This window comes from Actinomycetota bacterium (genome assembly GCA_018334075.1).
GTDB lineage: Bacteria > Actinomycetota > Coriobacteriia > Anaerosomatales > UBA912 > JAGXSC01.
In genome coordinates, this window is record JAGXSC010000008.1 from 63,900 (window position 1) to 83,722 (window position 19,823).

Annotated in this window: 19 protein-coding genes; all 19 read left to right on the top strand. The window is 57.7% G+C overall.

Annotated features, from left to right (window positions below):
• The first annotated feature begins 24 nt into the window (after nucleotides 1-24).
• On the top strand, nucleotides 25-534 hold the full coding sequence (locus KGZ89_01460; GenBank protein ID MBS3973521.1) for an NADH-quinone oxidoreductase subunit B: 510 nt from the start codon (nucleotides 25-27) through the stop codon (nucleotides 532-534).
• On the top strand, nucleotides 531-992 hold the full coding sequence (locus KGZ89_01465; protein MBS3973522.1) for an NADH-quinone oxidoreductase subunit C: 462 nt from the start codon (nucleotides 531-533) through the stop codon (nucleotides 990-992). Before KGZ89_01460 ends, KGZ89_01465 begins: the two co-directional genes overlap by 4 nt.
• 47 nt (nucleotides 993-1,039) lie before the next feature.
• A complete protein-coding gene (locus KGZ89_01470; protein ID MBS3973523.1) occupies nucleotides 1,040-2,203 on the top strand; it encodes an NADH-quinone oxidoreductase subunit D in 1,164 nt (387 codons plus the stop codon).
• The gene (gene nuoH, locus KGZ89_01475; protein ID MBS3973524.1) at nucleotides 2,200-3,150 is read left to right on the top strand and encodes an NADH-quinone oxidoreductase subunit NuoH; all 951 of its coding nucleotides are present in this window, start codon (nucleotides 2,200-2,202) and stop codon (nucleotides 3,148-3,150) included. Before KGZ89_01470 ends, nuoH begins: the two co-directional genes overlap by 4 nt.
• Nucleotides 3,081-5,225, top strand: coding sequence for an FAD-dependent oxidoreductase (locus KGZ89_01480; protein MBS3973525.1), 2,145 nt, complete (start codon nucleotides 3,081-3,083; stop codon nucleotides 5,223-5,225). The genes nuoH and KGZ89_01480 overlap by 70 nt, the downstream gene beginning before the upstream one ends.
• Complete coding sequence (locus KGZ89_01485) at nucleotides 5,222-5,728, top strand: NADH-quinone oxidoreductase subunit J (GenBank protein ID MBS3973526.1); 507 nt, start codon at nucleotides 5,222-5,224, stop codon at nucleotides 5,726-5,728. Before KGZ89_01480 ends, KGZ89_01485 begins: the two co-directional genes overlap by 4 nt.
• Complete coding sequence (nuoK, locus tag KGZ89_01490; GenBank protein MBS3973527.1) at nucleotides 5,725-6,042, top strand: NADH-quinone oxidoreductase subunit NuoK; 318 nt, start codon at nucleotides 5,725-5,727, stop codon at nucleotides 6,040-6,042. Before KGZ89_01485 ends, nuoK begins: the two co-directional genes overlap by 4 nt.
• A gap of 2 nt (nucleotides 6,043-6,044) precedes the next feature.
• On the top strand, nucleotides 6,045-7,898 hold the full coding sequence (gene nuoL / locus KGZ89_01495) for an NADH-quinone oxidoreductase subunit L (protein MBS3973528.1): 1,854 nt from the start codon (nucleotides 6,045-6,047) through the stop codon (nucleotides 7,896-7,898).
• Nucleotides 7,899-7,905: 7 nt separating this feature from the next.
• Nucleotides 7,906-9,357, top strand: coding sequence for an NADH-quinone oxidoreductase subunit M (locus tag KGZ89_01500; GenBank protein MBS3973529.1), 1,452 nt, complete (start codon nucleotides 7,906-7,908; stop codon nucleotides 9,355-9,357).
• Nucleotides 9,354-10,838: a hypothetical protein gene (locus tag KGZ89_01505; GenBank protein ID MBS3973530.1), complete on the top strand. Its 1,485-nt coding sequence runs from the start codon at nucleotides 9,354-9,356 to the stop codon at nucleotides 10,836-10,838. The genes KGZ89_01500 and KGZ89_01505 overlap by 4 nt, the downstream gene beginning before the upstream one ends.
• Before the next feature lie 89 nt (nucleotides 10,839-10,927).
• On the top strand, nucleotides 10,928-11,971 hold the full coding sequence (locus KGZ89_01510) for a hypothetical protein (GenBank protein MBS3973531.1): 1,044 nt from the start codon (nucleotides 10,928-10,930) through the stop codon (nucleotides 11,969-11,971).
• Between the two features lie 118 nt (nucleotides 11,972-12,089).
• Nucleotides 12,090-12,959, top strand: a complete 870-nt coding sequence (locus KGZ89_01515; GenBank protein MBS3973532.1) for a pirin family protein — start codon at nucleotides 12,090-12,092, stop codon at nucleotides 12,957-12,959.
• A 44-nt stretch (nucleotides 12,960-13,003) separates the two neighbouring features.
• Nucleotides 13,004-13,525 carry a peptide-methionine (S)-S-oxide reductase MsrA gene (gene msrA, locus KGZ89_01520; GenBank protein ID MBS3973533.1) on the top strand — a complete coding sequence of 174 codons (522 nt, stop codon included), beginning with the start codon at nucleotides 13,004-13,006 and terminating at the stop codon, nucleotides 13,523-13,525.
• 292 nt (nucleotides 13,526-13,817) lie between these two features.
• A complete protein-coding gene (locus KGZ89_01525; GenBank protein ID MBS3973534.1) occupies nucleotides 13,818-14,084 on the top strand; it encodes a hypothetical protein in 267 nt (88 codons plus the stop codon).
• An 88-nt stretch (nucleotides 14,085-14,172) separates the two neighbouring features.
• Nucleotides 14,173-14,457, top strand: a complete 285-nt coding sequence (locus KGZ89_01530) for a hypothetical protein (GenBank protein MBS3973535.1) — start codon at nucleotides 14,173-14,175, stop codon at nucleotides 14,455-14,457.
• Nucleotides 14,458-14,506: 49 nt separating this feature from the next.
• The gene (gene tadA, locus KGZ89_01535; GenBank protein MBS3973536.1) at nucleotides 14,507-16,174 is read left to right on the top strand and encodes a Flp pilus assembly complex ATPase component TadA; all 1,668 of its coding nucleotides are present in this window, start codon (nucleotides 14,507-14,509) and stop codon (nucleotides 16,172-16,174) included.
• A complete protein-coding gene (locus KGZ89_01540; protein ID MBS3973537.1) occupies nucleotides 16,171-17,370 on the top strand; it encodes a phosphopentomutase in 1,200 nt (399 codons plus the stop codon). The genes tadA and KGZ89_01540 overlap by 4 nt, the downstream gene beginning before the upstream one ends.
• Nucleotides 17,367-18,671 (top strand): thymidine phosphorylase, encoded by a 1,305-nt coding sequence (locus tag KGZ89_01545; protein MBS3973538.1) that lies wholly within the window; start codon nucleotides 17,367-17,369, stop codon nucleotides 18,669-18,671. Before KGZ89_01540 ends, KGZ89_01545 begins: the two co-directional genes overlap by 4 nt.
• Before the next feature lie 16 nt (nucleotides 18,672-18,687).
• On the top strand, nucleotides 18,688-19,823 hold a 1,136-nt coding region (locus KGZ89_01550), incomplete at its 3' end, for a DHH family phosphoesterase (protein MBS3973539.1).

Sequence of the window (19,823 nt, forward strand, 5' to 3'; positions counted from 1 at the left end):
GATCTCGGCTCTGCTCTTGAGCGCATGCCAAGCGGGATTATATTGAGCTCGGTAGACGCACTCATTGACTGGTCGCGCGGGCACTCGCTATGGGCGATGCCGATGGGGACAGCCTGCTGCGCGATGGAGTTAATCGCCGCCTCTTTCAGCAAGTTCGATTTTGACCGGCACGGCACCTTCCCAAGACCTGATCCTCGGCACACCGATCTCATGATCGTTGCAGGCACCATCACTCGCAAAATGCAGCCGGCGGTAAAGCGTCTCTACGAGCAGATGCCTGACCCGAAGTGGGTTATCGCGATGGGAAACTGTGCTGTCAGCGGAGGCATCTTCTACTACGACACGTACTCGGTGGTTCGCGGAGTAGATGAGTTCCTGCCAGTCGATGTTTATGTTGCGGGATGTCCGCCGCGCCCGGAGGCTCTTCAAGACGCCGTACTTCAGCTTCGTGCGAAGATAGGCCAGGAGTCCATCGGCCCGAATACATTTTATGTCCGAAAGCAAAATCTTCCGCAATCTGGAGATCCGAGATGAATATCGAGCATCTAAAAGAGCGCCTTTGCGAGATATTCCCGGATCTGTGCCCACTTTTTTCATCCGAGTACGGTGACGCCGTTCTTCGCGTGGAGGCCAAGGAGTTGTATAGCTCGGCGGCCGACCTCAAAGAACTTGGCTTCGACCGTCTAGGCATGCTTACCGCAGTTGACCGAGGCGAGACCTTTGAACTCGTTTATCGGCTCACATCGCGTTCGATGTCGGTCGGGATATTCCTGAAGTGTTCGGTTGACCGCGAGCACCCCGTCGTTATGTCACTAGTTTCGCTATGGCCAGCTGCGCTTTGGCAGGAGCGTGAGGTCTACGACCTCTTTGGCATCGAGTTCGAGAATCACCCTGACATGAGGCGAATACTCTTGCCCGAAGAGTGGATCGGGCATCCGCTGCGGAAAGACTACTCCGACACAAGCATGGTAAGGCGCCCGGACTATGTATGAGCAAGGTTGCCAAATGACACGAATGGCACACACTCGACTTGTCTGCGATGGAGGTGACGACAGTGGCACGACCTGAGCCTGTGGAGCCGGGAACAGCGGTTCTCTCGGAAGACGAGGCAGAACAGGGGCTTGTCGTCAATGTTGGGCCGTCACATCCTTCGACCCACGGGGTGTGTCGGGTGATTGTGCATCTTGATGGCGAAGTCGTTACCAAGGCCGAGCCAGTCATCGGGTATTTACATCGCGGTATTGAGAAGATGTGCGAAAACCGCACCTATCTCCAGGTGGTGCCACTTACCGATCGCCTTGATTATGTCGGGTCGATGTACTCGAATTGGGCTTATAGCCGAGCGGTCGAGCGGCTTGCCTCCATCCGGGTGCCAGAGAGGGCCGAGTATATCCGGGTGATAGTCGCCGAAATGCAGAGGATTGCCAGTCACATGATGTCCATCGGAGCGGCCTCTGCTGACACCGGTGCGGCCACAATGTTCATCTACGCTTTCGATGAGCGCGAGCGGATAGTCGAGCTGTTCGAGGAGGTTTGCGGAGCCAGGCTCACCTACAACTTTGTTCGACCAGGAGGAGTGAGTTTCGAGCTTCCACCCGGTTGGACCGAGGCGGTTCTGCGCTTTACCCGCGCACATAGAGATGCGCTTACCGAAATGGATCGCTTGTACTTCGCAAACACGATTGCGAGGGGCAGGCTGAAGGGCATCGGCGTTTTGTCTGCCGAGGATGCCGTGAGTTGGGGCGCGTCGGGCCCGGTGGCACGAGGCTCCGGTGTCAACTGGGATTTGCGCAAGCACGACCCTTACTCTGTCTACCCGCGTTTTGACTTCGACATTCCGATAGGCGATAGGGGCGACTGTTTCGATCGCGCCCGGTGCAGGCTTTTTGAGTGTTATGAGTCGTGCCGTATCATCGAGCAGGCGATTTCGCAGATGCCAGAGGGTCCCGTGATGGCCGAGGGTCTTCCTCGGCTACTCAAGCCTCCGGTTGCTGACGTATACGATCATATAGAGAGCGCTCGCGGTTCTCTCGGCGTGTATTTGGTGTCGGACGGCTCTGTCCGGCCCTATCGAGTCAAGTTTCGCTCGCCTGCGTTTTGCAACCTCGCGTTGCTTCCCATGCTCGCCGAGGGGTATACGCTCTCCGATCTCGTCGTGATATTAGGCTCGCTCGATCCGGTGTTTGGGGAGATCGACAGATGAGCGGACTGCTGCACGGCATTATCTGGGGTCTGGCCGCGGGAACGCTTATCGCGCTTGCGGCCCTTTTTGGCGTTTGGTGGGAGAGGAAGGTTGCGGCCAGGATTCAGATGCGTATCGGCCCGCAGACGACGGGGCCTTTCGGGATCCTGCAGACCCTTGCCGACACAATCAAGCTAGTCTTGAAGGAAGATATAACGCCGACAAGGGCGGATGTACGCGTTTTTCGCATCGCACCACTGATCGTGTTCGTTCCCACCGCGATGTCATTGGCGGTCATACCCTTCGCCTCGGGATTCGCTCCTCTCGATATCAGCACAGGCATGCTTTTCTTCCTGGCCGTGCCATCACTATCCGCTCTCGGAATCCTTCTCGGCGGCTGGGCGAGCAGAAATACATACGCCACCATAGGTGCGCTTCGCGCCGCGGCGCAGATGATCTCGTACGAACTTCCGAGGGCGCTTTCGGTTCTTTCGATCGTAGTGCTCGCCGGCTCGATGCGGCCGCTCGAGGTCATGGAGATGTGGCAGCCATGGTGGATTTTGATCACCATTCCAGGGCTAGCCGTTTACTTCATCGCGTCTATAGCCGAGGTAAATCGGGGGCCGTTTGATATCCCCGAGGCCGAGTCCGAGTTGGTGGCAGGTTACTTTGCGGACTATTCGGGTATCCGCTGGGCGGTGTTTATGATGTCCGAGTATGGCGGCACGGTGGCGGCCTCCTTGTTTGGCGCCGCCGTCTTTCTCGGCGGCTGGACGTGGCTACCGGGCGTGTGGGGCATCGCGGTGTTCGTGCTGCTGACGCTCTTGTTTATCACAGCGATGATCTGGGTAAAATGGACGTTCCCGCGTTTTCGCGCTGACCAGCTAATGGCGACCGCGTGGAAGACTCTCACGCCGATAGCCTTGCTGCAGCTGGCCATAGTCGGGGTGATCTCGCCTTGGCTGTAAACCGCACCAACTCGGTAAAGCCGCGCCATCATCAAGCAGGAGCTCCTGTTGCGACACCGACTGAGGTGCCCGTCGCGATTCGGGTTACAGAAGAGTACCCAGAAGGAGCACTGGGTTTTCTTGCCCGGGTAAGATCGCTCCTCACTGGTATCGGTATTACCGCTAGGCGGGCGGCTCGCCCCGTCAAGACGATAAGCTACCCCGCCGAGAAGCTTACACTCTCCGATCGCTGGCGCGGTCCTCTGTACTTGCGCGGGATACTCGGCAGGGAGGAGATACCGATCCTTCAGGCGGAGTCACCCGAGTACAACGCTCTCATCGACTCGCTGCATCAGGCACAACGGCTTGCGCCATGTGTCGGAAACTGCCCGGCCAATGTAGACGCCAGGGGACAGAATTACTTCATGGCCGATGGCCGCAAGGTTGAGGCTTACGAACTCGTTCGCGATCGCAACATAATGCCTGGAGTGCTCGGCAGGATATGCCATCATCCTTGTGAGAGCGTGTGCAGGCGAGGGTATTACGATGAGGTAGTAGCGATCAGGCCGCTGCATCGGATGGCCTATGAGGCGCACCGCTCGGCCAGGCCACCAGTTCGTCCCTTTGAGCCTACTCGTAACCAAAGCGTCGCGATTATTGGATCGGGTCCCTCGGGTCTGGCGGCGGCGTGGGACTTGATGAAGCTCGGGTACAAGGTGACTGTCTATGAAAAGGAAAAGACCCCCGGAGGGGCTTTGTTCTTTGGAGTTCCCGCGTATCGCCTGCCTCGCGATATCCTCGGTGACGAGATCCAACAAGTTGTCGAGCACGGACTTGACCTGCGATTGGGTATCGAGATAGGAAAAGATGTTCCTATCGATCATCTCATCGGCGAGTATGATGCAGTGCTGATTGCGGTGGGTCTTCAGCTTTCGCGACTACTGCCTCTGCGCGGCATCGAGGCTCTCGGCGTCAGAAGCGCTTTAGAGTTTCTCCGAGACGCGAATCGCAAGAACGATGCTGACGTCAAAGGCAAGCGTGTCATGGTTATAGGCGGAGGAAACGTCGCCGTCGATGTTGCCCGGTGCGCCCTTCGTGTGGGAGCGTCCGAGGTTCGCCTTGCGTGTCTCGAGGCCTCCGAGGAGATGCCTTGCCACCCGTGGGAGATTGAGGAAGCCCTGGATGAGGGCGTAATCGCCATGTGCGGAAATGGGCCCGATGAGGTATTGCAGCAAGACGGCAAAGTCATCGGCATGCGTCTGCGTGAGTGCATGTCAGTGTTTGATGCATTCGGGCGTTTTGCGCCCGTTTTTGGCGAAGGCTCTACGGATGTCGATTGCGATGTTGTGGTTTTTGCTATCGGTCAGGCCCCTGAGCTGGCAGACCTCGTTTCCGGGTCAGATCTTCTATTGACCGAAAACGGCTTGTTGCCGGTGGACGGTACCACGCTTACCACCGAAGTCCCAAAGGTCTTTGCGTGCGGTGAAGTCATTACAGGACCCGGGAGTGCGATTGGATCGATCGCTACCGGTCACGAGGCGGCTACCAGCATCCATCGCTATCTTTCGAGCGAGGATCTACTGGAGGGCAGAACCTTTCGTCCGGTATCGGTCCATCCGCGCTACGGCCCTGCGACGCTTGACGGGGTAGAGCTTTCGCGCTGCCGGGTCGTGATGCCGATGGCTGCTCCGGATGAGAGAGTCAAGGACTTCCGACCTGTAGAGCTTGGATTTACGCAGCTTGAGTCGTTGAACGAAGCCGCGCGTTGCTTGCGGTGCCAGTCGGAAGTGTGCGTAGGTTGCACTTTTTGCGCCAGAACCTGTCCTGCTTACGCGCTTATGGTTGAAAGGATCGATGATCCCGGCGATAGAGTTGTCACCCGATACGACTTCGATGTCTCGAAGTGTTGCTTCTGTGGACTATGCGCCGAGCAGTGCCCCACGGATGCTCTTTCACATACAGGGCAATACGAACTTTCATTCTTCCACAGGGATCTTTTGCTAAGCGACAAGTATGAGATGTTGCGTGATCCGGCGGGCACGCGGTTTACCGGCCGCGATGGGGTCCGTCCTCAATCGGCAGGGGGTCGAGAGTGATCACCGAAGTGATATCTGGCCACATTGTCTTTGCGATTCTCTCCGCCACATCTATTGCTGGAGCGGCGGTTGTGGTTCTGACACGTGATGTTATGAGGCTGACTCTCGGATTAGGTGCGTTTTTCCTCTCGGTAGCTGGCTGGTTTCTCTACTTCGGGCACGGCTTTCTAGCCACCGCGCAGGTATTTGTCTATGCAGGTGGAGTGCTTGTCCTGATTTTGTTTGCAATAATGCTTCTCGGTCGTTCAGAGGAGGGGGCACCAAGACTTCACTCCTCGCACGCGATCGATAGCGCGGTCGTATCTTTAGGAGTCGGCCTTCTGATCGTTTTTTCGCTGCTTGGAGTAGTGCCTGCGGTTTTGTTGCCTGACGGCTCCGCGCACTCCAGGCCCGTCACCGACTGGTTGCTCGGGCCATTCTTGCCACATCTGCTGGCTTCAGGGCTCTTATTGCTGGTAGCAGTGGTGACAGTGATCGTTGTTCTGGGCGGTGAGCGCGAGTGAACCTTTTGATCGTTGCGATGATCCTGTTTTCAATCGGCCTTTATGGCGTACTTACCCGCCGAGATATTATTGCGGTGCTCGCCTGCGTCGAGGTTATGTTGGGAGCGGCAGTGTTGCTGCTTGTCGGCGTCGGCACTGCTGCCTCTGCGCAAGTCTCGAGCGGCAGCGCGGATACTGGATCGATCGAGGCCATAGGGGTATTGCTTGTTGTGCTGACGGCGGCTGGCGCTGCAGTTGGATTGGCGCTGTTGGTGGCCATCGCTAAATCGGCGAGAAAGACTAGGGTTGACGAGCTCAGGGAGGTCAAGGGCTGATCGTGAGCTGGATAGCCGAAAATCTGTGGTTGACGGTAGCGGTGCCGGTTGTCTTTGCGCTTGCCGCCGCTACTGCGGGCCGGCTGGCAAAGAGCCTGGCAGTCGGGTTGCCGATGCTCTCTGCAGCGACGGTTCTGCTAGCCGGTGTCGCCGTGGTCAGAGCGAGTGTCGCAGGCGCTGAGCAAAAGGGTGCTTCGCTTGAGTGGATCCGCGTTGGCGAGCTTTCGATCAACGTCGGGTGGCGGGCTGATGGTCTTGTCGGCGTGATGCTTGTGGTGGTCGGGCTCGTCGCACTGATGGTGATGGTGTTTTCGCTCGGCTATATGTCCGGTGACAGGGGAATCGTCAGGTACTTCAGTGTGCTTTCGCTGTTTACGGGTGCGATGTCCATGATGGTCATCTCCGATGGACTTGCAGGGCTTTTCATCGGCTGGGAGTTAGTAGGGGCGTGCAGCTATCTGCTGATCGGCCACTGGTTTACCAAGCCAGCGGCTGCCGCTGCTGCGATGAAGGCATTTTTGACTACCAGGTTAGGGGATATCGGACTACTTCTCGGCATTTTGTTGTTATGGCGCGAGGTAGGCTCACTCGACTACCAGGCCATATTTTCTGCGGTAGGCACGATAGATCCCGAGACGCTCTCGGTCATCGCGGTTATGTTCGCGGTAGGAGCTATCGGAAAGTCCGCCCAGTTCCCGCTGCATATCTGGTTGCCCGATGCCATGGAAGGCCCGACGCCGGTCTCGGCGCTCATACACGCGGCTACGATGGTTGCGGCCGGAGTGTTCCTCCTTGCGCGCATGTCGCCTCTTTTTGATGCCGCACCGGTGGCCCAGGAGTTGGTGTTGCTCGTCGGAGTGTTGACCGCTCTGTGCGCGGCCGCAGTCGCTGCTGTTCAACATGACATAAAGAAAGTACTTGCGTATTCGACGATAAGCCAACTTGGATTTATGTTCGCCGCACTTGGAGTTGGCGCTTGGGGTGTAGCGATTTTCCACTTGACTACACACGCCGCGTTCAAGGCGATGCTCTTTTTGTGTGCCGGCAATGTGATTCATGCTACCGGCACACAGGACATGAGAGAGATGGGGGGATTGTCAAGGAAGATGCCGGCGTCATTTGCGACCTGGATGATTGGCGCGCTCGCTCTTGTGGGAGTATTTCCGCTCTCCGGTTTTTTCAGTAAGGATAAGATTGTGCACCAGGCTTTTGAGTCATACCCGGCAGCAGGAGTCCTGCTTCTTCTGGCCGCGATAATAACTGCTTACTACGTCATCCGAGCGACAATTTTGACCTATTTTGGGGCCTATCGCGGCAGCGGGCACGTGCATCCTGTCGGCGGAACAATGATTATCCCCGTAGCCGTCCTTGCCATTCCCGCCGGCGTGTTAGGTTGGTTTAGCGCGGCATTCTTCGAGATCATCGCAGCGCCTTCGATCAAGTTCGATCTTGTGATCGGCGCTGTTTCAACTTTGGTTGCACTTACCGGGATAGCTATTGGCGCTCTTATATATCGCCGAGGAGTGGAAGCGGACGACCATTTGAAAGAAAAGACTCGCTTTGGATGGGAGTTCCTTGTCAGCGGTTTTAGGTTTGATCGCCTGGTCTCAGCCTTTGTCGTGCAACCCACCATACTCTTTACCGCCTGGGCTTACGCGATCGTCGACCGGATGATCGTTGACCGATCGGTGGAAGGAGTCGCGCTCGTTTCCAAGGGCCTCGGCCACGGGCTAAACCGATTGCAAAACGGCGATACACAGTGGTATGTCTCACTCTCGTTGATGGGGTTTATCTTTCTGTTCTCACTGGTCACGATGTGGGAACGAATAGCTGCCATCTTCTCGGGAGGGGGATAGACACAAGATGTTCTACCTTGACCTGCTCGTTTTAATCCCGCTTTTAGGCGCCGTCGCCGCAGTGCTTACTCGGCATCGGGCGCGCTTAGTCGCACTTGTCTTTAGTGCTGCGAACTTAGGAGTACTTCTTTCCCTCGTGCCGCATCAGGTGTTTTCCGGCCAGCCAATCAATGGGTTCTTCCCACCGGAGGAGGCCGGCCGGTTCTGGCTGCTTACAATCGACGGCATCTCCGCTCAGTTTGTTCTGCTGACGTTGGTTCTAACGGTAGTTGCCACAATCGCCTCCTGGAGGGTCACGGAGAACCCAGGTGCGTTTTTCGCCCTGCTGTTAGCTTTACAAGCGGCTGTCATCGGCGTTTTCCTGGCCGAGCACGTAATTTTGTTCTACGTGTTCTGGGAGGCCGTGTTGATCCCGATGTACTTCCTGATCGGGCGCTGGGGACATGAGAATCGCAAGCGGGCGGCGATGAAGTTTTTCCTCTATACGTTTACCGGAAGCGTTCTGATGCTTGTCGGGATACTTGTCGCTATGGGGTCTTTAGGCGCATCGACTTTCACGGCGCTTTCTGCAGCCGCCTCGTCCGAGCCAGCGGAGTTTCCTTCAACACTTGTTTACTGGCTTATACTCTGTGGCCTTTTGGTAAAGATACCCGTGGCGCCTTTCCATACCTGGCTCCCCGATGCCCACGTCGAGGCACCCACCGCAGGATCGATATTGCTCGCCGGTGTGCTGTTGAAGATGGGCGCATACGGAGTGATTCGGCTCGCGATGCCACTGGCTCCCGATGCATGGGACGCATCCCGCCCTGTTCTTCTTGCGCTTGGAGTGATTGGTATAGTCTATGGTGCGCTGATGGCTTTCGCGCAAAGTGATCTGAAGCGTCTGATAGCTTACAGTTCGGTATCCCACATGGGCTTTGTGCTGGTCGCGCTCTCATCGGGCACTCAAGGATCCCTCTCTGCAGCGATGCTCGTGATGGTTTCACATGGACTCGTCTCTGGGCTACTCTTCTTTCTCGCCGGCGAGCTTTACGAGCGCTCTCACACGAGAGAGTTGGGCGACTTTGGGGGGTTGGGAGAGGTTGCGCCTTTGTGGTCGACGGCGTTCACGTTTGCCGCACTTGCCAGCCTCGGCTTGCCCGGACTCTCCGGGTTTCCCGGTGAGCTCCTGACGTTACTCGAGGGCTTTGCCGTATGGTCCTGGTGGGTAATTCCGATCGGATTCGGTCTCATTATGGCCGCCGCTTACAGCCTCAAGGCTGTACGAGCGTGTGTTCACGGCCCGGTGGCCGGGGTTTCAGCCCGCGTTGCCGATCTCGATAAGCGCGGAGCTCTCGGCGCGCTTGTGCTCATCACGCCGATTTTGCTTCTCGGGATATGGCCACGTCTGGTCACAGATGCGGCGGCCTCTCCGATTCGAGCGCTAATCGATATGCTTGAAAGGGGGCTGGTTCCGTGAATCCCGAACTCTGGCTTCCGATATCACCCCTGCTAATCGGAGTTGCAAGCGCGGCGTTGGCGATTTTTTTCGACGCCTGGTCTAAGCGGGTAGCAGCCGTACTTGTGGTGCTCGCCGGCCTTGTTTTATCGGCGGGCTTGAGTATATATCTTGCCGGCATTTCCGCCCCAGGGGTTCCCTTTGACCTGTTCATCGTCGATCGAGGCTTTTTCGGAGTATGGGCCGCTGTGTATCTCTTGACCGGTTTCGCTGTTTTTGCCGGATTGGATTATCTCGTCGACCATCCAAGCGGCGGCGGAGTGGCGTCTTTGGCGGCAGTGCTAGCCTCCAGCAGCGTTGCTCTTGTCTCCTCGGTCGATCTGCTGTTCATGTTGATCATGCTTGAGATGGCGGCGTTTGCGGGTTATGGCATTGTGGCTTCGGTGCGGACAGCGGCCTCAAGAGAGGCCACCTTGAAGTACATCGTTCAGGGAGCGGTAGTCACCGGGATGTTCGTGCTAGGACTCGCGGTCGTCTCTGCGACGGTTGAGGGCTCGCTCGATCTTGTCATGGCTCGAGAGGGAATCGCCGGTTCGGCCGCTGTAGCAGCTGCGGCTACATTACTTTTCGTCGTTGCGCTCTCGTTCAAGCTCGGCGCGTTTCCCTTTCACTCATGGGCCCCCGATGTCTATCAAGGAGCCCATCCCGCCGGAGCTTCGCTGATAGTCGCTGTACCCAAAATAGGAGCCCTCTCGGCGATGTTTCTCATAGCCGAGGTATTGATGAGACCCCTCGAGGGCTCTCAGGCTGCTCCCTTACAACCGACACTTCTTTTCTCGGTGTTAGCGATCGCTTCGATAATTTTCGGGAATCTTGGCGCGTTACGGCAGAGTGACTTTGGAAGGATGTTGGGGTATTCCGCTGTGGCCCAGGCGGGGTACGCACTAATCGCCCTTGCGGTAGGGCTTATCACTTATCCTGGCGCGATGCTTCTAATGACCGTTTACGGTCTCGCTGCCTCTACCGCGTTTGCTGTTGCCAGCGCACTGCGGGCTGGGCACTCATCGTGGGACGGCTCCATCCGGGGAATGTCGGGTCTTGCGGCTAGCCGACCATGGCTTGCCGCCTCTTTAGCCGTCTCCATGCTCTCGCTTACAGGAATCCCGCTTTTTGCCGGCTTTTGGGGCAAGCTGTCGGTGTTTGGACTTGCCGCTGCCGAAGGCTTCATATTCCTCACCGTCGCGGGAGTCCTCGGCTCGGTCATCTCTTTCGCATACTATGGTGCAGTGATCCGGACTGCCTACTTCGACCAGCCATCTGATACTCGCGTACCGGATACCCCCACATCGCCTACGGAGGCGCTGACCGATACAGGCGTTCGTTACAGGGCGCTTCCAGGCGTCGCTTCCGTTGTAGGCGCAGGCGTACTGGTGATCATAGGAGTCGTGCCCTTGTTTACTGGGCTGAGCCCGCTAGTGCGTTTCTTCGGCATCGGCGGATAACGATATCTTTATCTCTGTTCGGGAGTGCTCCGGCTTGTGTTATACGCAGTCACGATGTATTGTGCGTATAACACTAGGGAGGTGGGCTCGTGGAGCGACAGCCGCTTGAAGTCCAGACGATATATGCCGAGCTGCTTGAGCAGATCGCCGCATACGAGGCTTCGCGCACCATCGGGTATACCCCGGGTTCTTTCGTGACCAAAACGGTGAAGGGCCAGGAGTACTACTACTTCCAGCAGGTGGGGCCCGGCGCAGCTAAGAGCCAAACCTATCTGGGTAAGCGGGACGCTTCACTCGCCGAGCTGGCCGATCGGTTCGCCAAGGGTAGAGCGAATGTCGCCGGCGACCAACGATCCATGGAGCGGCTGGCGGCCCTGCTGCGTGTGGGCGGCGCCATGGTCACCGATGCGCCATCGGCCCGTGTGCTTCGCGCGCTTGCGGACGCGGGTGTGTTCCATGCTGGCGGAGTCCTGGTTGGAACGCATGCGTTCATTGTGCTTGGGAATCTCCTCGGAGTCCGCTGGACCACTTCTCTGCGGACACAAGATGTCGATATCGCGGCTGACCCCGGGCTTGATGTTGCGGTTCCGGGCGCTAGAGCCGACCTCCCTTCAGCGCTTGAAAGCTTGGAGATGGGATTCCTGCCAGTCCCCCGTCTCGACCCTAAGAACCCGTCCACCTCGCTCAAAGTGCGGGGGCAGAGCCTGCGGGTAGACCTTCTGACGCCATCCGCGAGGGCCCGATCGCGTCCGGTGGAGTTGCCCAGGTTCGCCGCTGTGGCGCAGCCCCTGAGGTTCCTGGACTACCTTATCGAGAAGCCCGTGAAAGCGGCGGTAGTCGATGGCGGGGTGGTGGCAGTGAACGTGCCCGATGCGGCGCGGTTTGCTCTCCACAAGTTGATTATCGCAGGAGAGCGTCCGGCTGCGATGCAGTCGAAGCGGGAGAAGGACCTCTTGCAGGCGGCGCAGATACTCGAGGTGCTGCATGAGGACCGGCCGGGGGATCTTGTGCTTGCTTGGGAGGCACTCATTGCTCGGGGAAAGGCGTGGGTCAATCGGGTGGCGAAGTCCGTCGCAGCGCTTGATCGTGTTTCGCCCAGCGCTGCGCAGAGCGTTCGGGATCTCGTCGGATAGGCGACCTCCAGGATAGCGATGAGCGCACGCGCTTCTCAGCTTGAACGCGGCACGGGGCTTGCGGGGGGGGATAAACCCACCGGGAGTAGATCCGGTCCTCGGGAAGGCAGGGATCGCCATGGATACACGCCGTCTGGTCGCCACAACGCTCGTCGCGAAACCCACGCTTGAGGGAGCCGGCGTGCGGCTCAAGCGCGCTTTCGGGTTCGGCGCAGAGCGCCTCTTCGACCCGTTTCTGATGCTCGATGACTTCCGCGGAGACGACCCGGACCACTACCGCGCCGGTTTTCCCTGGCACCCGCACCGGGGTATCGAGACGATCACGTATATACTGCGCGGCGATGTCGCGCACGCCGACAGTCTCGGCAACGCGGGCGTGATCGGTGCCGGCGACGTGCAGTGGATGACGGCGGGCAGCGGCATCATACACCAGGAGATGCCAGAAGGCGATGCCGAGGGGCGCATGGGCGGCTTCCAGCTCTGGGCGAACTTGCCCGCAGCCGACAAGATGATGGACCCGCGCTACCGCTCGCTTTCTGCTGATGATTCGCCGCTCGTCACAACAGCGTCCGGCGCTCACGTGCGCGTGATAGCCGGCGAGGTCGACGGCGTCCGCGGTCCGGCCGACGACGTCGTCATCGACCCCGAGTACCTCGATGTCGCACTGCCCGCAGGTGCCGAGTTCGTCCATCCGATCGCGCCCGACCACACCGCGTTCGCGTACGTGCACGGCGGCGCCGCCGAGTTCGCACCCGGGGTCGAGGCGGGCAACACGACAGTCGTGCTCTTTGCCGAGGGGGACCATGTACGCATCCGCGCACTCGGCGACGAAACCGCGCACTTCCTGCTGATCTCCGGTCGTCCGCTGCGTGAGCCCATCGCATGGCGCGGCCCGATCGTCATGAACACCGACGAGGAGCTTCGCACCGCGTTCGCCGAGTATCGCGAGGGTACGTTCGTGAAGGTCGGCGCGGTGCCGGGAGCCTGAGGACGATAACGCCGCCTTCGCCCGCCATCACTGAAGGAGACGACATGGCCACGATCTATCTTGCCGGAGGGTGCTTCTGGGGTGTCGAGAAGCTCATGGCTTCAGTGCGTGGCGTGAGCTCGACAGAGGCCGGGTACGCCAACGGCACGACCGACTCGCCCACGTACAGTGACGTCGTCACCGGCCGGACCGGATATGCGGAGACCGTGCGCGTCGACTATGACCAGTCCGTCGCGCCTCTGCCGTTCCTGCTCAAGATCTTCTTCGAGGCCATCGACCCGACCTCGCTCAACCGGCAGGGCAACGATGTCGGCACGCAGTACCGCACCGGCATCTACTACAGCGACCCCGCCGACCTTCCGCTCATCAAGCGCTCGGTCGCGAAGCTCCAGGAACAGTACGCGGAGCCTGTCGTCGTTGAGGTCGAGCTACTGGGCGCCTACACCTCGGCCGAGGAGTACCACCAGGACTACCTCGACAAGAATCCCGGCGGGTACTGCCACATCGACTTCCGGCTGTTCGCGAAGGCTGCCGAAGCCGTCCCGGACGCGTCGCACTTCGAGTAGCAGAGGGCAGGCAGCGTCATGCTGCTCGCGCCGAGGTGCTGCGAGCGATTGAGTAGGCACTAGCAGCTTCAGCGGCTCTGTTCGGGAATGCGCCGAGACGTTTTGTTGCTTTTTCCCGGTCAAGCTACTAGAATGTCAGTGTGTTGCGCGAGAGCGCAACCCCCTTACCCCTGAGCCTCAAGGTGCCGGCCTTGGGGCTCCCTTAATTTTCCGCATGATGGCGTGCCTAATTCGTCGATCATTTTTCGTTTATACGATAAAGTCTGAGTCAGTTTGTGACGATAGACCTTGCATGATCATCTCAAGCGAGCAAGCACAAAAAGCCATAGAGTATCTTCAGATGGCAAGCCCTTATGACCTTCCGGCACGGGAGTATTCAGCGGGTGCACCGGTATGCCCTGGTTTTCTCGGTAAAGTTTGCAATGAACTCCTGAAGTTACCTGATTCTCGAGAAGATCGGATTTGGCAAGCGCGTCAGGCTATCGTTGGACATCCGCCAGAAGCGGCCCTGGTCGCTGAAAAGATGATCGCGCGGATACTTTCTGATAGTTTGCGCTGATCAGCACCGGTGCGTTTTATCTCGCTGGAATCTCCGCGGGTTCACCTGCATAATTATGTAGCTACTGGCCCCGGTCTTGGAGATACCCATGCGCGCGAATCCGCTCACCACGCTTCTTACTCTAGTTGTAAATCTTTTTGTGATATTGGCAGCTGCGATGGTTGTGGTGACAACCGTTCGCTTTTTTGGGGCACTATCCGCTCATCCAATCGGACAGACTGTTGTTGAACTCGGATCGATAATCACGATTCCACTCGGCATCAACCTGGTCAAGACACCTTTCGGCGGCGTATTCGATGCTAATGCCGCCCTGACTGCAGGTATATTTATGCTAGTTGAGTGGTTAGTTAGTGCTTTGCGCAATCGCTTGTAGATATACAGGGCATTTGGCAATATGAACTCTACGTCGCTTGGAGGAATCAGTGGATTACAAGCGTGAGCGTATTGGCGACCTGTTGATCGCTGAAGGGATGGTAACTCCTGAGCAGCTGGCAGACGCACTGGCAGTTCAGGCGCGCGAGGGGGGCAAGCTCGGCGAGATATTCGTTCGCCAATTGGTGCTGAGTGAAGATATGATCGCGAGCGCTCTGGCGAGCCAAAAGGGATTGGAGCACGTTTCGCTGCTCACTTACCCGGTGGACAGGGCGGTCGCACAGCTGATACCGGAGCGAATGGCCAAGCGGAACCGGATCATCCCCATTGCTCTTAGTGACGGGGAACTGACGCTTGCCATGGCCAACCCCTTAGATATTGAATCGATCGATGACGTCGAGCTCCGAACGGGCTATCACGTTCGCCCCGTGGTCACAGCGCCTACACAGATAAGGCATGCCATCGATAGATATATCGTCTCTGCCGATGCGCTTCAAGACATAGTTGACAATGCTCAGGATGTAGACGAAACACAGTTTGATCTTCAGATAGCCGAGGACGTTCCTATCGTTCGGCTCGTCAACCAGCTGGTTCGCGAGGCCGTAAATGATGGGGCCAGCGATATTCACTTTGAGCCCGGCGAGAAATCGATGACCATCCGCTATCGCGTGGACGGGGTCTTGAGAAAGGTGATGGAGTTGCCCGCTAGCGTTAAAGCGGGCGCGATCAGCAGATTGAAGATCATGTCCGAGATGGATATCGCCGAGAGAAGGCGCCCGCAAGATGGGAGAATATCCGTCAGAGTTGATGATCGCCCGGTGGACATCAGGGTGGCAAGTCTTCCTACGCCGCACGGCGAGGCGATAACGCTTCGGATACTCAACTCTGAGCTATCCTTTCACTCCATTGATGATCTTGGCCTGTGCAAGTCGCACGAGGAAGCTCTCTATCGGCTGATCAAGAAGTCGTACGGCGCAGTGCTTGTATCCGGGCCTACCGGATCGGGAAAATCGACAACCCTCTACGCTATATTGCACGAGATCAACGATCCTGCCCGTAAGATCATTACGATTGAGGATCCGGTCGAATATCAACTCGCGGGAGTTACCCAGATGGCGGTGAACGCTCGCATCGGCCTTACGTTCTCGGCAGGACTTCGGACGATATTGCGATCGGACCCCGATGTCGTAATGGTTGGCGAGGTTCGCGACCCGGAAACCGCCGAGATAGCGATTCGCTCTGCCCTGACGGGTCACCTGGTTCTGACCTCGATCCACACGAACAATGCTCCGTCAGCCCTTACAAGGCTAACTGACATGGGAGTGGCACCCTACATTACGTCCTCAGCTATCGCGGGCGTAGTCGCGCAACGGCTCGTAAGAGCGTTGTGTCAAGAGTGCAAGATCCCACTAAAGGTCCCGAAATCCAGGCTGCTGGCCGCGGGTTTCTTGCCGGAAGAGGCCGCATCTGTGGTGCTCTTTGGTCCAGGAGGTTGCGAGAAGTGTGGTGACTCCGGTTACAAGGGGCGCCTTGGAATCTTTGAGGTTATGGAGATGCACGATGAAATGGTCGTTGCGTTTTTGGATAGAGCTCCAGCCGAGCGCCTCAGGGATCTGTCGCTCGCTGCCGGCATGATTCCGCTGCGAAGAGATGGCCTGAACAAGGTCGTAGACGGGGTGACCTCCCTGGATGAGGTTGATCGGGTGGTGTTTGAGTGAGGGGCTACTCAGGGGGTCGTGCGATACTTCTCGTTCTCGATGGCGTAGGAGCTGGCGCTCTTCCGGACGCTGCGGAGTATGGCGACAGCGGTTCTAACACTCTTGCCAACGTTGCTAACGCTGTCGGAGGGCTCGATACCCCGAACCTGCAAAAGATGGGGCTAGGCAACATTTTGTCGATCCCGGGAGTTCCACCGACAGCCGAGCCGATCGCTTCCTGGGGCCGAAACAGAGAGGCGAGTGCCGGAAAAGACACGACCACCGGACACTGGGAGATGATGGGCTTAGTGATTCCTCGGCCATTTCCCACATACCCGCAAGGTTTTCCCGCCGATGTTCTCGAAGCGTTTACACGCTACACAGGCCTTGGCTGGCTTGGCAACTACCCCGCAAGTGGCACGGAGATCATCCAAGAACTCGGCGAGGAACACGAAAAGACAGGTTTTCCCATTGTGTACACAAGCGCCGATTCCGTGTTTCAGATCGCCGCACATGAGCAGGTCATCGATATTTCGCGTCTTTACGATGTGTGTTCCATAGCTCGCGAGAAGGTGTGTGTCGGCGAGCACGCTGTCGGACGCGTGATCGCGAGGCCTTTTATTGGACCCGATAGTGACGGGAGATACGTTCGCACTCACCGGCGTCGTGATTTTGCGATACCTCCATTCGAGAGAACGGTCTTGGACACCTTGGCCGAGAACGGTGTAGTCACCTACGGCATCGGAAAGATCGGTGAAATCTTTGCATGGCAGGGTGTCTGTGAGTCGCCCCATACAACGGACAACATGGACGGGTTTTCAAGGCTTGTCGACAGGGTTGCCTCCGATGATTCGGGATTTGTGTTCGCCAATCTTGTTGATTTCGACATGATCTGGGGTCATCGCAACGATGCTGAGGGGTTTGCCCGAGGACTTCATGACGTTGATGCCCGGATGCCGGAGTTGTTAGACGCCATGAATATGGGCGATCTGCTCATCATCACCGCCGATCACGGATGCGATCCTACGACTCCTTCCACCGATCATTCAAGGGAGCATACTCCGCTCATCGGCTATATCAAGGGTCTGGATAGGGGAGTCTCGCTGGGTGTCAGGTCGACCTTCGCCGACATCGGAGCTACCATTCTTGACTTCTATGGCATCGCCGAGAAACGTACATGGGGTGCTTCGTTTCTGAGTGAGATGAGATCCGCATGAAGACATTCGAAGAGCTAATCGAGGTCAAACGAGACGGCCGCTCGCATACCCCGGAAGAGATCGACCGCATCATTCTCGGGTTCGCCAGAGGGGAGATGCCCGACTACCAGATGGCTGCATGGTTGATGGCGGCCTATATCAATGGCCTTTCCGCAGATGAAACCGTCTGGATTACAGACGCGATGGTTCGCTCCGGAGAGATTTTGGATTTGACGTCGATTGAGGGAGTCAAAGTCGACAAACATTCAACAGGCGGGGTGGCCGATACGACGACACTCATAGTAGCCCCGCTAGTCGCTGCGAGCGGGGTGCCTGTCGCCAAGATGTCTGGCCGCGGCTTGGGTCATACTGGTGGAACCCTCGACAAACTCGAGGCAATTCCAGGGTTTCGGGTCGAGCTTGCGCCGGGTGAGTTTATCGAGCAGGTGCGAAATATCGGAATTGCGGTGATCGCTCAAAGCCCGAAGATTGATCCTGCCGACAAGCTCATATACGCCCTTCGCGATGTGACCGCCACTGTGCCAAGCGTGCCTTTGATCGTCGCGAGCATTATCTCGAAAAAGATCGCCGGTGGCGCGGACGCCATCGTACTGGACGTGAAGGTCGGCTCCGGCGCTTTTATGAAATCCGAGCAGGAAGCCTTGACGCTGGCACAGGAGCTAAAACGAGTCGGTGGCGCTTTGGGCAAGAAGGTGGTGTGCGTGCTGACCGATATGGATCAGCCGCTCGGTACCTCCATCGGAAACTCACTCGAGGTTCACGAAGCCATCGAGATGCTTAGCGGCAGAGGATCACGTGAGCTTCATGAGGTTGTCATGTCGCTGGGGGCCATTATGATGACCTTAGGTGAGGTCGCAAGCGATCAAGATGAGGCGCGAGCTCTCCTGGAAGACGCACTTGCTTCAGGCCGGGCGCTTGACAAGTTTGCTCAGTGGATAGAGTGCCAGGGTGGAAATCCGGATGTCGCAAGGCGTCCCGAGCTGTTGCCGCAGGCAGCATATGCGAGGTCAGTTGCGGCTACCCAGACAGGGTATATATCTGCCTTCGATGCTGAAAGTGTAGGGCGAGCGGCGATGATTCTGGGGGCAGGCCGAGTCAGGACCGATGATTTGATAGATCCTGGAGCGGGTATCAGGCTTCATAAACGAAAAGGGGACCATGTGAGTGTTGGTGAGACAATCGCGACACTTTTCACCTCTGACGAGCAACTTTTTGTCTCGGCGGAGCAAAGATTTCTCTCTGCGGTTATGATCAGTGAAGAGCCGGTATTGCCAGGACCGATCCTTATTCCTGTCGATTAGCCACCTTGGGCCAGATGTGCAGATCGTAGTCGGACACGCAAATCCTGATTTTGATGCTTACGCCGCCATGGTAGCCGCGACGAAGCTGTTTCCCGGCGCCAAAGGGGTTTATCTGGGTACGCAAAACCCGAACGTGCGCGCTTTTCACAATCTGCACCAGGATTTCCTGGACCTTGTCGACTTGAAAGGGCTCGATTTAGACGCGATTACGCGGATGATCATTGTGGATACTCGCGATCCTGGTAGGATCGGTGAGCTCAGTGAGGTCGCCAGACGCGCCGACGTCGAGATCATCATCTATGATCACCATCCACCAGCTCAAGGCGATCTTGCGGTTACAGATGATCGCTCGATGCAGGTCGGCGCGACGACATCTATCCTGGTGCACGAGATACACACACGCGGAATTCAACTCACGCCACTGGAGGCGAGCCTGTTGCTTCTCGGTATTCATGAGGACACAGGATCCCTGACGTACCCCGGAGCGACAGCGTATGATGCGCAGGCTGCCACGTTTTTGATGGAGGCAGGCGCCGATCTTGAGGTTGTAAATCAGTTTCTCTCCCGCACACTCGACGCTTCGCAGCGTGAGTTACTCGACATGCTCATCGCATCACTTCAGGTCTGGCAGATCAATGGCCAGTCGATCGTCGTTAGCTGGGCAAGCACAGACAGATACGTCGACAGCGCGAGCGTGCTTACGCACTATATCACCGAGGACATGGGTCACCGCGTCGCGATAGCGATCATTGAAATGCCCGAGAGAACCCAGGTCGTCGCGCGCTCCAGGATGCCGGAGATTGATGTCGGGGCTGTCATGGCTCGAATCGGGGGAGGAGGGCATCCGCAGGCCGCCTCAGCCGCTTTTCGCGGGGACTCTCTTGATTCGCTGCTAAGCGATATTCGCCAGGCATTGGAAGCTGAGGTCAGACCGCCGCTTAGGGCATCGGACATCATGTCTTCGCCGGTAAGGGTTATCGGCCCGGACGAATCGATGAGAGCGGCCGGAGCGCTCATGATGCGCTGGGGGCACGGTGGATTGCCAGTTGTGGCGGACTCCCGGATAGTTGGCCTTGTGACCCGCAAGGATTACGACAAGGCGCACCGCCACACTCTTGATCACGCCCCTGTTCGCGGGTTCATGGCTCGCGA

What these genes read in the sequence shown, in the direction of transcription:
- KGZ89_01460 (MBS3973521.1), top strand. Translation starts at nt 25, where the DNA reads ATGCCAAGCGGGATTATATTGAGCTCGGTAGACGCACTCATTGACTGG.
- KGZ89_01465 (MBS3973522.1), top strand. Translation starts at nt 531, where the DNA reads ATGAATATCGAGCATCTAAAAGAGCGCCTTTGCGAGATATTCCCGGAT.
- KGZ89_01470 (MBS3973523.1), top strand. Translation starts at nt 1,040, where the DNA reads ATGGAGGTGACGACAGTGGCACGACCTGAGCCTGTGGAGCCGGGAACA.
- nuoH (MBS3973524.1), top strand. Translation starts at nt 2,200, where the DNA reads ATGAGCGGACTGCTGCACGGCATTATCTGGGGTCTGGCCGCGGGAACG.
- KGZ89_01500 (MBS3973529.1), top strand. Translation starts at nt 7,906, where the DNA reads ATGTTCTACCTTGACCTGCTCGTTTTAATCCCGCTTTTAGGCGCCGTC.
- KGZ89_01515 (MBS3973532.1), top strand. Translation starts at nt 12,090, where the DNA reads ATGGATACACGCCGTCTGGTCGCCACAACGCTCGTCGCGAAACCCACG.
- msrA (MBS3973533.1), top strand. Translation starts at nt 13,004, where the DNA reads ATGGCCACGATCTATCTTGCCGGAGGGTGCTTCTGGGGTGTCGAGAAG.
- KGZ89_01525 (MBS3973534.1), top strand. Translation starts at nt 13,818, where the DNA reads ATGATCATCTCAAGCGAGCAAGCACAAAAAGCCATAGAGTATCTTCAG.
- KGZ89_01530 (MBS3973535.1), top strand. Translation starts at nt 14,173, where the DNA reads ATGCGCGCGAATCCGCTCACCACGCTTCTTACTCTAGTTGTAAATCTT.
- KGZ89_01545 (MBS3973538.1), top strand. Translation starts at nt 17,367, where the DNA reads ATGAAGACATTCGAAGAGCTAATCGAGGTCAAACGAGACGGCCGCTCG.